Here is a 12,261-nt window from a genome sequence, read left to right as displayed (position 1 = left end):
ATTGAACTAAAAAACGTCCTCACAGCGAGGACGTTTTTTTATGTACGGGATGCTCCACTACAGCGTACAAGGTTAGCTAAATTTCTTGCGAGCAAAGTGGTCGATAGAGACGAAACCCGGTCCCCAAATCACGACATTCAGTAACATCAGCCCCCATAGCTGATGGTCGTAAAAACCTTTATCCCACAACACAGGGTAAGATACGACCGCGATGATATTGAAGACAAACAAGGCCAATGCCATCGGGCGAGTCAATAACCCTAGCGCCAAAAACACGGGCAGAATCAATTCGGCGCCGGTTCCCAGATAGGCAGCTAATTCCCATGGTAACAGCGGGACTTGGTATTCCAACTCAAACAAAAACAAGGTGCTATCCCAAGAAGCAATCTTGGTGAGTCCTGACTTAAAAAACACCCATGCCACCCATAGGCGGAAAAACAAAAGTAACCATGGAACGAGGGCGGTTTGAACACGTTGTATAAGGCTATCGTAGTTGGATAACAAAGCGGAATAACGAGATGACATGTGACACTCTCCTAGTTCTAATGTTCCGTTAACGAATGAGGTAGGGTAAATCCAATGACGATGTTGAGTGGAAACAGCCGCGGTAAGTATTCGAGCAAGTTTTCACCTATGTCACCAAGCTGGGTTTGATTTTGAATGGTTTGAAGCAACTGATGTGTTTTTTCATCTACCTGAGTACACCAAGGTACTGAGTACAAATCACACCCAAACAATCCCCATTCAGGGTCGTCTAGCTTCAATCCATCGATATTGTCAGCCTGAATCGCGTGAAACAACGAGACCACTGAAAAATCAAACTGATAAGTTAAGCAACTCGGGTCTAAGACCAGGTAAGCTTGGCTTTGCTGCTCCGGTGTCAGTGCTGCTAAATTTTCGAGTGGCAAACATGCTGGTGACGGTGAAGCTTCTCTGTTCTGGCGCGCAAGATCGAGCAACCACTCAAGCTTCGCCATATCAGGTAAATAGGGCACAGGTTCGGTGATGTTGGTGAAGCATTCTATGGTTTGGTCAAAATCGGCACCATACCGGTTGATGTTGCCTTCTTGCAGAGGTGATGCCAGGACATGGGCTTTGGCTAACGCTTCAAAGCAGTCGTGGCCAACCAGTTGGCGGACGGTTGAGTAAGTATTTTCAAGGTTTTCAACTAGAGAGAACACATAGTTATTGCGATAAATTTGTAGCCGTTGTTCATCACTGAACTGATTGCTGACAATATGGCAGTCTGTGACATCACCTTCGCGTTTTAATGCCTTGGAAAAAGCGTTTTGAATTGCCGCAAGATTACTGTTTGCAGTTTCCATCATTATACAACCGCTTCGTTTTGTGAAAGGTGGTCACTAAGCAATCGCTGAGCCTTGCTCATTTCAGACAACAAGACTTCGGGATCAGGAATGTCGAGATCCCATTCAATTAAGGTTGGAACAGGAGCAGCGATCGTCAACCAATAGCGGTACAAATCCCAGACTTCTTGAGAAACTGGCTTGCTATGGGTATCTATCCAAATTTCACCTTGCTCAAGATTTTTGATGGTGAAACCGGCCAAATGGATTTCAACTACTTTTTCTTTTGGTATTGAATTCAGATAGTGACGACTATCGAAACCATGATTAAAACCGGAGACATGGATATTGTTCAGATCGAGTAGTAATTGGCAGTCGGTTCTTTTCTGAACCGCATTTAAAAACTCCCACTCAGGAATGGTGGAGTGTTTGAATGACAGATAGCTGGATGGGTTCTCAATCGCGATAGGGCGCTTTAAGGCATCTTGAACCAAAAGTACATTGCGGCAAAACACATCCAAGGCTTCTTCAGTGTAGGGCAGTGGTAGCAAGTCGTTAAAGTGATGCCCACCGTTTTCACTCCAGCTTAGATGCTCTGAGACCAAAAATGGTGTTACGTCATCGATTAGGTTTTTAAGCCTAAGGATGTGTTGTTGATCGGGCTGTGCAACGCTGCCCAACGACAAACCTACTCCATGACAACTGATTGGGTAACGCGTTTTTAATTGGTTGAGCACGTTTCGCGCCACTGAATAGGGTTCGAAATAGTTTTCACTGTGTATTTCTAGCCAGCCCACTGCAGGTGTGTTTTCGATGAAAAAGTCATAGTGTGGATGACGTAAGCCGACGCCAGTTAGGTCATGAATTTGAGATTGGTTGGTGTTTGTCATGTAAGGCGGCTCTTAGCGGGAAAAATGAGGGCATCAATGGAGATGCCCTTAAAGATTAGTTGATTAAGATGACGAAGTGCTGCCACCAACAAGTTTGTCACACAAACCCTTTGGAACCACAACAAATGCATCGCTTTGGTTGTCTTCTTTGGCGGTACCTGCGCAAGAGCTACTGTTGGTCGCACAGTCATTTTTACCCGCTTTGGATACGCCATAGCATTTTTCTTTTTCTGCCGCTGCAACGGTACCAGCGGTAAGAAGTGTGCCACCCATAGCAAGTAGACCAGTAACAGCAGCAGTAACAGCAAGATTTGATTTTTTCATTGTGTATTCCTCAGTTTCTTTACTTTCCGTGATTTTTTGATGTTGTATTTGCAAGTGATGAGTTGGTGTTTTTTTCATCATCTCGCTCAATCAAAAAGATAGGCGGCGGCTCAGAAATATTTCAAAATATTTTTCAAGACGATGGAAAGAAAAGAGTATCTGTATGAAAAATAAGGACTTAAAAAGTACAAAAAAATTGCGCTAAATTACGTTATACTGCGTCATTATGTATAAATACCCAGTGCTTTTTTGACATGATTGATCCTTCTTTATTGCTTGATGGTCTCAACGAAAAACAACGCGAAGCCGTCGGTGCTCCGTTAGAAAATTTGTTGGTATTAGCGGGTGCCGGCAGTGGTAAAACACGAGTTTTGGTACATCGAATAGCTTGGTTGATGTCGGTTGAGCAAGCATCACCGTTTTCGATCATGTCAGTGACCTTCACCAATAAAGCGGCGGCTGAAATGCGTGGGCGCATTGAAGAGTTAATGATGGGTAGTGCTTCGGGTATGTGGAATGGTACGTTTCACGGGATCTGTCATCGTATTCTTCGCGCGCATTATCTGGATGCCAAGTTACCAGAAGACTTTCAGATTCTAGACAGCGATGATCAACAACGTTTGTTGAAACGTCTGATTAAAGCGCAAAATCTGGATGATAAACAGTGGCCTGCGCGCCAAGTGGCTTGGTGGATTAACGGCAAAAAAGACGAAGGGCTGCGCCCATCTCATATCGATACCTATCAAGATCCAATCACTAAAACATATTTGCAGCTTTATCAAACTTACCAAGAAGCCTGTGACCGCGCTGGGCTGGTGGATTTTGCCGAAATCTTGTTAAGAGCACTGGAGCTACTTCGAGACAACAAGTTTCTTCGTGAACACTATCAAGCCAGATTCAAACATATTCTGGTCGATGAGTTTCAAGACACCAATGCGATTCAATACGCGTGGTTGAGATTGATGGCAGGACAAGACAGCCATGTGATGATCGTGGGTGATGACGACCAATCAATTTACGGTTGGCGTGGTGCCCGAGTCGAAAACATTGAAAAGTTCACGGTGGAATTCCCTAGTGTTAAGACCATACGCCTTGAGCAGAACTACCGCTCTACCAAAACGATTTTGCAGGCTTCAAACACCTTGATTGCTAATAATACCGAGCGAATGGGTAAAGAGTTGTGGACTGAGGGATTAGAAGGCGAGCCAATCTCGGTCTATTCCGCCTATAACGAGCTCGATGAAGCACGCTTTACTGTAAATAAAATTAAAGAGTGGCAAGACAAAGGCGGTGCGCTGCAAGATGCGGCTATGTTGTACCGCAACAATGCCCAATCTCGTGTGTTAGAAGAAGCCCTGATTCAAGCTGGTTTACCATATCGAATCTATGGTGGTATGCGATTCTTCGAACGCCAAGAAATCAAAGACGCTTTGGGCTATTTACGCCTGATCTCAAACCGCAATGACGATGCGGCCTTTGAACGTGTGGTGAATACGCCAACTCGCGGCTTGGGTGATAAGACACTGGAAACGGTGCGATTTGCTGCTCGAGATCGTGGCTGTACCTTGTGGCAAGCTAGTGAGTTGTTATTGGAAGAAAAAGTGCTGACTGGCCGAGCAGCAGGTGCGTTGGGGCGTTTCATCGAATTGGTCAACGCGCTTGAAGATGATACGGCTGAACTGCCTTTACACCAACAAACTGACCATGTGATCAAATCGTCCGGTTTGTTTGTGATGTACCAGCAAGAGAAAGGCGAAAAATCCAAAGCTCGAATAGAAAACTTGGAAGAGTTGGTAACCGCAACGCGCCAGTTTGAAAAGCCGGAAGAGGCCGATGAAATGTCAATGTTAACGGCATTTCTAACCCACGCTGCATTGGAAGCTGGCGAAGGGCAGGCGGATGAATTTGAAGACGCGGTGCAGTTGATGACGCTGCACAGCGCAAAAGGTCTGGAGTTTCCTTTAGTCTTTATGGTGGGTGTCGAAGAGGGCATGTTCCCAAGCCAGATGTCGGTTGAAGAAGCCGGCCGTTTGGAAGAAGAGCGTCGCCTATGCTACGTCGGAATGACTCGTGCTATGCAGAAGTTGTATCTCACTTACGCTGAGATGCGCCGATTGTACGGTCAAGATAAGTACCACAAGCCGTCACGTTTTATTAAAGAATTGCCGGAGTCATGCCTAGATGAAGTGCGCATGAAGGCGCAAGTAAGTCGACCAGCAAGTGCAGGGAGGTTCAGCCAAAGCGTTGTTAAAGAAAGCTTTAATGAAACTGGCTTTTCACTAGGTGCTCGGGTGAAACACCCTAAATTTGGCGAAGGAACCATCATCAATTTTGAAGGTGCTGGTCCTCAAAGTCGTGTCCAGGTGGCGTTTAATGGTGAAGGGATAAAGTGGTTAGTCACGGCCTACGCTAAGTTAGAAGCCCTGTAACAAGTAAAATTAGGCTTTTCTATATAGGGCCAAGCGCGCAAAAGTGACAGTTATGGCTATACTCAGTGAAAGTGCAACTTTGTGAGTATGGCCGTTGAAACCTCTTACCTTAGATGTTCGTGGTTTTTCTCTGATAGAACTGATTACTGTCATCGTCATTATTGCCGCGTTGGCAGTTATCGCGGCCCCCCGATTTCTCAACCTTCAACAGCAAGCTAGAGTGGCAAGTCTACAAGGGGCTGCCAGTGCATTTTTGGCCGCCAATACCCAGGTATACACTAAAGCGCTCATACAAAGTCAGACCACGGTTGATTCCGACGTATTTAATATTGACACCGATAACGATGGAAATGCCGATGTGATCGGTTACTTCGGACACATTAAAAATGCAGCACCCGCTAGAGCGCTTGCAGGCTTAGACAGTTCTCTAACTATTACAAAATCGCCAGGTGTGGCTTTTAGCAACGCGTATTTTTTGGTGTCGCTGTTGGAAATAGCGCCAGCAGACAACAAAAAGTGCATGATTGAGATTTTTTATCCTTCGGCGTCCGCCGCAGATGGCAGCATCAGTACCAACCTGGTCTCTGATGACTGTTAGACAATATGTGATGGGACAAAAAAGAAAAACCCCGAGGGCTGAGCCCTTCGGGGTTGTAGTCTTACTTGCAGCAATCCAGCTACGAATGTGCTCCCTGCATCAAATCCTTGATAAGCTGGCTGAATCCATCAACCTAATCCTTTCATCGCCATCCTAGCGGTGTCCATGACCTGATCCTGGTCCACTAACTATCCTAGTTAGCTCACATCACTTGTTCCCTGAGCGGTGTCCCTTTCATCATCCTGATGATAAGTCCTGCCTCTTCCAGAGGTGTCCATTTCCCGTCCTTAGAAGTAACCATCCTAGTTACTTATTGCGTCCGTTCAATGTCCAGTTTTGCTATCCGTGCTGGTTGCTCATCCTGAGTAACCGAATCTTCTTCCTGAAGATGACCCAATCCGTGGTCTTTCCATTCCGTGTCGTCATCCTGTCGACTTGATTCATATTAAGCTTCTGACGAATTTGAGCAATTATCTAGAGCAAATAAAACACGGTAAATATTGCTCAAAAAATAACTAAATCAATTTATTCAAATACTTATGCTTTGTTTATGATTTATCTCTAGATGAAATAAAGATAAAAACGCAATGCATTGTGAGAGATCTCTTACACGCGTATTGGCTAATGGCCGGATGGATTAGAACAGGGCGAAGAGACTCCCAATTACTTGAAGCCAAATACCCACTCCTAAGGTAAGGAAAACCATTCCACATAAGCCATCTATGATAGGACTCCAAGATTGAATTTTCTTTTGTAGTCTTTCTGCGGCAAGTAACCAAGCGAGTCCGGCAAACCAAATTAAAGACAAAAAGAAAAAGATCGCGATAGCGCCTGCTTTGCCGCTCATAGACATAGTTGCGGGGATCAAGCTGGATACCAAGCTGACAAAAAACACCAAGGCTTTTGGGTTTATCAAATTGGTGATGAATCCACGCTGAAATGCATGGCGCCGACTATTGAGTATTAAGGCACTTACTTGATTGTATTGAGGGCTTTCGCATGAAGTAGCCGTTTCGCGTTTACTTTTCCAAGTTCGCCACACACTTTGTAAAGCGCCATAGCCCAAGTAACTCAAGTAACTGGCACCCGCTAACTGTAAGAGTGCAAATAAAGTCGGGGTTTGTTGAACTAGGTAGCTGACTCCGGTTAAGCTAAAAACTCCGTGAAGGGTAATACTGCACGCCAAACCAAGTGCGATGTAGAGACCTGTTTGCCTGCCGTGTTTAGTGGCGTTTTGTACAACCAACGCGAAATCAGGACCAGGGCTCATAAGCGCAATCAGGTGTACTGAAGCTAAGGTAAAAAGAACGGTGAGTTCGTTCATTGTATGGATACCGTGTTAATCAATCTTGTTGATTATTTTGCGCAATAGAACTTAACAGCGCTTGTAAACTTTTTGCACAAAGTGAAATAGGCCGGGTTAGGAAAGCTAATTAATCTTCGATGGTGACACGCCGAATTGAATTTTAAAGGCTTTGCAAAAGTGGGCCTGATCGTAAAACCCGACTTCTTGCGCTACTTCTGTGCTAGGTACGCCGGATTTAAGTAAGCGCATGCTTTGCTCTAACCTAAGTCGAGACAGCCAAGCATAAGGAGTAAAACCAGTCTTGGCTTTAAAATGGCGTTGAAATTTAGTCGGCGACAAACCAACGAGATCAGAGAGCTCACTCAGCTTCACCGCTTGGTCAAGGTTAGCCATCAGATAATCACGAAGCGTCTGCAGGGACTTCTCTCCCAATGGAACTGGTGTTTTAGTTTGGCTTGAGCCGTATCGTTGAAAGAGAAGCTCAAAACCTTCTAGAGGTAGTCCATCTTTGGCAAGCTGGCTTAAGTTGGAGGTGAGCAACAATTTATGCAGTGCGCAGAGTTTATTGAAGACTAACGGATCGTCAATGATGAGTTGGTTGAAACTGATCGTTTGGCTGCGGTTAAGCTCTGCCAATTGACTTAACCATTCTGGCTCAATTGAGAAAACCCGAACTTGGTATCCGGTATCTAGCTTAGATTCGCCGTCGTGAATTTCATCGGGCGGCATGACAATCATTTGCCCTTGCCCAGCCGTGTATTTCTCTCCACCAAATCGGAAAGTTTGCTGGCCCTTAGTGATTAACCCAAGATGAAAATCGAGATGATAGTGTTTCTGAAACGCAAATTTTTGATAATTTGCGTCAATCAAATTGATCGCTTGAGTGTCGGTTTTAAAGTATTCAACTCTGTCCATGTTCAAAACTTACACGATTATTAGCGCAGCGCCAAATTTACTTAATGAACCAAGCGTGCGCTTGTAAATTTTGATCAAAGCAGTTAGGGCGTGTTGACCTTTTGAGCTGACTTTTGCAGCAGTTTGTGGGTTCTTTATACAAGGCAGAGGCTTTGACGTGTAGTTATTCTACTCGATAAGCCGATAACGCCGTAGAAAGGAGCCACAAACGCTGCCCAAAGGGTTCAGCTAAAAGCGTTTTACTCTTTGTTGAGAGGTGTTTTGCTTAGAATGACTAGGCTACAAACCTCTCGCCGCGATCAAAACGCTTTTTTCTGGGGACGCCTAGTCCGAACAAAATTTAACCGCAAAAGGTAAACACGCCCTATTTAGTCAGTCTGTATTGGCGCAGTCATTGCCTTTTTAGTTTTGCGATTGTGACTTAAACCATCTGCAACAAACACAAGCAAAGCAGACCATATAAAGGCAAAGGTGATGGCCTTATCGGTAGTAAAGGCTTCTTGATAAATGGTCACCGCAAGAATGAACATGAGACTTGGACCTATATACTGGAAGAAGCCCAACGTTGAGAGTTGCAGTTTAGTGGCAGCGCCAGTAAAGCAAAGCAGTGGTAATGTAGTAACCACACCTGCGCTGAGCAATAACAGATTTAGTTGCCAGTGGTTGAGAGACAAGTCTGAGGTTGCCGTCTCTGCAATCAAGAATAAATAGACAAAAGCAACGGGCAGCAAGAGTAAGGTTTCAATAAACAATCCTGTTTGAGCATCCAGTTTGACCTTCTTTCGCAACAAGCCATAAAAGCCGAAACTTGCAGCAAGAATCAACGCGATTATGGGCACTGAGCCAAACACGAATAGCTGGACTAGCACACCACATCCGGCAAGTACTACCGCAAACCATTGTGCTTTTCTAAGCCGTTCTCCTAAAAATACCATCCCAAGCAGCACGTTAAACAACGGGTTGATGTAATACCCCAAACTGGCATCGAGCATATAGTCGTTGTTGACCGCCCAAATAAAGACGAGCCAGTTGGCGGCAATTAGTACTGAAGTCGCCAACATGTAAATCAAACTTCGCTTGTCTTTTAAGACCTTGATGACTTTTTTCCAGCCTCGACTAGCGAAAATCAGTAGCGCTAAGAAAACCACAGACCAAATCACGCGATGGGCGAGTATTTCCAACTCAGAAACGTGTTGGATCGCTTTGAAATAAATAGGCGCAATGCCCCACATGGTGTAAGCACTAATCGCTAACAACACACCTTTTTTGGCTTGGCTGTGATCGTCTTGAGTCATAAAGCTTTGATGGAGGTCGAGAAGTAATCGCTGCCAGTATACGCTTCACTGTGTATATCAGCTAACACTTTGCAACATTTGTCTGGGCTGGTGATTCACTTGCCTTGTCTGGAGACTGGCGAAGCAGAGAGGGTTAAGTATAGAATGTCGGCTTTCTGATCCCACTTGAGTATTGCATGACTGCCATCTTGACCGCTGAAACCGAAACCAGCCCAAGCACGCCACAAGCGGTGTTGGAGCAAGTATTTGGTTATCAAGAATTTCGCGATGGCCAACTTACCGCGATTGATGCGGTGTTGGACCAACAAGATAGCTTAGTCATCCTGCCTACAGGGGGAGGGAAATCTCTTTGTTATCAAGTGCCCGCACTGTTGATGCCCGGTATCACGTTAGTGATATCTCCTCTAATTTCTCTGATGAAAGATCAAGTCGACCAGTTGCGAGCCAACGGCGTTGCCGCGCAGTGCATCAATTCATCAATGGAAAGGGAAGACCTAGTTAAGGCTTATCAAGACATGCAGTCAGGTAAGTTGAAATTGGTTTATGTTTCTCCGGAACGTGTGCTTTCACGTGATTTTGTTCAGCGCTTACAGGATTGTCAGCTTTCCATGATTGCCGTAGATGAAGCGCACTGTATTTCTCAGTGGGGACACGATTTTCGTCCTGAGTATGCCTCGTTAGGTCAATTAAAATCTTGGTTTGACAATGTACCCGTCATGGCGTTGACGGCGACGGCGGATGAAGTCACCCGTCGCGATATTCGTCAACGATTACAACTGAATAGTCCCGTTGAGTTTTTGGGTAGTTTTGATCGACCCAACATTCGCTACACACTGGTCGAAAAACATAAACCCATTTCTCAAGTAATGCGGTTTTTAGAAGGGCAGCGCGGTCAGTGTGGAATCATTTATTGCGGCAGTCGCAAAAAAGTCGAGATGGTGACCGAAAAACTGTGTGCTAATCATCTTAGAGCAGCGAGTTATCACGCCGGTTTGGATGCGGATGAACGCGCTTACGTTCAAGATGCATTTCAACGAGACGACATTCAAATTGTGGTGGCCACGGTAGCCTTTGGCATGGGCATCAATAAACCTAATGTCAGATATGTGGTGCATTTTGACGTGCCAAGAAACATTGAATCCTACTATCAGGAAACAGGTCGGGCAGGCCGCGATGGTTTGCCTGCCGAAGCCATGATGTTGTATGACCCTGCTGATATCAGTTGGCTACGACGAATGTTGGATGAAAAGCCTGACGGTGAGCAGAAAAAAGTTGAATCGCATAAGCTCAATGCAATGAGCGCATTTGCCGAAGCGCAAACCTGCCGCCGCCAAGTGCTGCTCAACTATTTTGGTGAGTATCGCGACACGCCTTGTGGTAACTGCGATGTGTGTTTAGACCCACCGAAGCATTTCGACGGCACCGAGCAAGCGCAAAAGGCGATATCCTGCGTTTATCGCGTTAATCAAAACTTTGGAATGGGGTATGTAGTTGAGGTGCTGCGAGGCATGCAAACGGCTCGTATCCGAGAGCACGGTCATGACAAACTGAGCACTTGGGGTATCGGTAAAGACCATAATCATGACTACTGGGTCAGTATTATCCGTCAATTGATACACAAAGGCTTACTTACCCAGAACATTACTCGTAACTCCACGCTTCAACTAACCGAAGAAGCACGTCCTGTTTTGCGCGGTGATAAGTCTCTGCATTTGGCAGTACCTCGTTTAGATGCAGCGGCCCGCGCTCATAAATCCGATAAACTTGCCAACAAACACTATGATAAGCAGCTATTTGCCAAGTTACGCAAGTTGCGCAAGAGCATTGCTGATGACGATGATATACCGCCATATGTGGTGTTTAGTGACGCAACATTGATTGACATGGCCGAGCTACTTCCTACTTCGTATGGCGAAATGTTAGCGGTAAATGGAGTCGGTCAGCGAAAACTAGAAAAATACGCCGATCCATTTTTAGATTTAATCCAAGAACACATTACCTATCGAGGTTAATCAATGACAACTGCCGAAACAAAATATGGATTTGGATTGATTGAATCCGACCTAGAGCAAGGTCGTTTAATTCTGAAAACCCCCGAGTTTGACTATGACAGTTTTCCCGAAATGGGAGAGCTATTAGTGGCTTTGTTATCAGCCTCTATCAAAGAAAAGCAAGTTGATGCGGATTTGCACTCTTGGTTGATTGATTTTGAAGATACCCCGTTCTTTTTACGCGCCGAGCATTATTCTCAGTCTGTGTGGTTAGAAGCATTAGATAAGCAACAATATCAAGATGTTATTGAGTATCTGGCAAACTTATTTCACTCAGGTTTTTGAACGAACTAACCACTTATAATACGAATTTGCAGCGCAAGCGTTTGCCTATTAAATAAGCATTGCAGCAATAGAAACACTATGTATAATGCGCCTCCGGAGAACAGCGTCGCTGTTCATTTTACATTGTAGGTTAGAGCTTCGGCTCGATTTGGGTTCCCTCGCCCCCAAACCAAACTAAAAAGGTATCTCATGAAGAACTTTTCTCTTGAGCAACAGCGCAAAGCGTTGATTCTGCTCGTCTCATTTCACTTATTCATTATCGCATCAAGTAACTATTTGGTTCAGTTGCCATTTACCGTATTTGGTTTCCATACCACTTGGGGTGCGTTTACGTTTCCATTCATTTTCTTAGCGACTGATTTAACGGTGCGTATTTTTGGCGCGCATTTGGCTCGTCGTATTATTTTCTGGGTCATGCTACCGGCACTTGTCGTGTCATATGTGCTATCTGTCTTGTTCTTTGAAGGCAGCTATCAAGGTTTTGGTCAGTTAAGTGAGTTCAATTTATTCGTTGCGCGAATTGCAGCAGCAAGCTTTATGGCTTACATGCTGGGTCAAATATTGGATGTTCAGGTTTTCAACCGTCTGCGTTCGCTTAAAACTTGGTGGATTGCGCCAGCGTGTTCAACCGTTTTCGGTAACGCGCTAGATACAGCAGCATTTTTCAGCATCGCGTTTTATCAAAGCCCAGATGCCTTTATGGCAGCTCATTGGATGGAAATTGCTTGGGTCGATTTTGTATTCAAAATGATCATTAGCTTAGGTTTGTTTATTCCAATGTATGGGGTTTTGCTTAACTACTTAGTCAAGAAAATCACAGCTGTTGAGGAAAACTGGGTGTCGGCACAAGCTCGCTAGTTCCAA

At 45.0% G+C, this 12,261-nt stretch carries 12 protein-coding genes; 5 read left to right on the top strand and 7 right to left on the bottom strand.

Annotated elements, in window-relative coordinates:
- Window positions 1-72: 72 nt before the first annotated feature.
- The 4 genes from ACXAFJ_RS19925 to ACXAFJ_RS19910 all read right to left on the bottom strand — a co-directional run bounded on the left by ACXAFJ_RS19925 (window position 73) and on the right by ACXAFJ_RS19910 (window position 2,518).
- On the bottom strand, window positions 73-525 hold the full coding sequence (locus tag ACXAFJ_RS19925; RefSeq protein WP_475325900.1) for a DoxX family protein: 453 nt from the start codon (window positions 523-525) through the stop codon (window positions 73-75).
- Window positions 526-542: 17 nt separating this feature from the next.
- Window positions 543-1,328, bottom strand: a complete 786-nt coding sequence (locus tag ACXAFJ_RS19920) for an HvfC/BufC N-terminal domain-containing protein (RefSeq protein WP_475325899.1) — start codon at window positions 1,326-1,328, stop codon at window positions 543-545.
- Window positions 1,328-2,194, bottom strand: coding sequence for an MNIO family bufferin maturase (gene bufB, locus ACXAFJ_RS19915; RefSeq protein WP_475325898.1), 867 nt, complete (start codon window positions 2,192-2,194; stop codon window positions 1,328-1,330). Before bufB ends, ACXAFJ_RS19920 begins: the two co-directional genes overlap by 1 nt.
- A 63-nt stretch (window positions 2,195-2,257) precedes the next feature.
- Complete coding sequence (locus ACXAFJ_RS19910; protein WP_475325896.1) at window positions 2,258-2,518, bottom strand: BufA1 family periplasmic bufferin-type metallophore; 261 nt, start codon at window positions 2,516-2,518, stop codon at window positions 2,258-2,260.
- A 254-nt stretch (window positions 2,519-2,772) separates the two neighbouring features.
- On the opposite strand from ACXAFJ_RS19910, the gene uvrD reads away from it, so the two are divergent.
- Window positions 2,773-4,947 (top strand): DNA helicase II, encoded by a 2,175-nt coding sequence (uvrD, locus tag ACXAFJ_RS19905; RefSeq protein ID WP_475325895.1) that lies wholly within the window; start codon window positions 2,773-2,775, stop codon window positions 4,945-4,947.
- Between the two features lie 94 nt (window positions 4,948-5,041).
- Window positions 5,042-5,545, top strand: a complete 504-nt coding sequence (locus ACXAFJ_RS19900) for a prepilin-type N-terminal cleavage/methylation domain-containing protein (RefSeq protein ID WP_475325894.1) — start codon at window positions 5,042-5,044, stop codon at window positions 5,543-5,545.
- A gap of 637 nt (window positions 5,546-6,182) precedes the next feature.
- On the opposite strand, the gene ACXAFJ_RS19895 is transcribed toward ACXAFJ_RS19900, so the two are convergent.
- The 3 genes from ACXAFJ_RS19895 to rarD all read right to left on the bottom strand — a co-directional run bounded on the left by ACXAFJ_RS19895 (window position 6,183) and on the right by rarD (window position 9,061).
- The gene (locus ACXAFJ_RS19895; protein WP_475325892.1) at window positions 6,183-6,869 is read right to left on the bottom strand and encodes a LysE family translocator; all 687 of its coding nucleotides are present in this window, start codon (window positions 6,867-6,869) and stop codon (window positions 6,183-6,185) included.
- A 105-nt stretch (window positions 6,870-6,974) separates the two neighbouring features.
- Window positions 6,975-7,766, bottom strand: a complete 792-nt coding sequence (locus tag ACXAFJ_RS19890) for an AraC family transcriptional regulator (protein ID WP_475325891.1) — start codon at window positions 7,764-7,766, stop codon at window positions 6,975-6,977.
- A gap of 368 nt (window positions 7,767-8,134) precedes the next feature.
- Window positions 8,135-9,061, bottom strand: coding sequence for an EamA family transporter RarD (gene rarD / locus ACXAFJ_RS19885; protein WP_475325890.1), 927 nt, complete (start codon window positions 9,059-9,061; stop codon window positions 8,135-8,137).
- Between the two features lie 176 nt (window positions 9,062-9,237).
- Between rarD and recQ the strand changes: the two genes are divergently transcribed.
- The 3 genes from recQ to ACXAFJ_RS19870 all read left to right on the top strand — a co-directional run bounded on the left by recQ (window position 9,238) and on the right by ACXAFJ_RS19870 (window position 12,255).
- Complete coding sequence (gene recQ, locus ACXAFJ_RS19880; protein ID WP_475325888.1) at window positions 9,238-11,073, top strand: ATP-dependent DNA helicase RecQ; 1,836 nt, start codon at window positions 9,238-9,240, stop codon at window positions 11,071-11,073.
- Between the two features lie 3 nt (window positions 11,074-11,076).
- A complete protein-coding gene (locus ACXAFJ_RS19875) occupies window positions 11,077-11,397 on the top strand; it encodes a DUF3630 family protein (protein ID WP_475325887.1) in 321 nt (106 codons plus the stop codon).
- 189 nt (window positions 11,398-11,586) lie between these two features.
- Window positions 11,587-12,255, top strand: a complete 669-nt coding sequence (locus ACXAFJ_RS19870) for a 7-cyano-7-deazaguanine/7-aminomethyl-7-deazaguanine transporter (RefSeq protein ID WP_475325885.1) — start codon at window positions 11,587-11,589, stop codon at window positions 12,253-12,255.
- Window positions 12,256-12,261 lie beyond the last annotated feature (6 nt).

This window comes from Vibrio sp. ABH4_348, from assembly GCF_056159765.1.
This window is presented reverse-complemented; position numbering and strand designations above follow the sequence as displayed.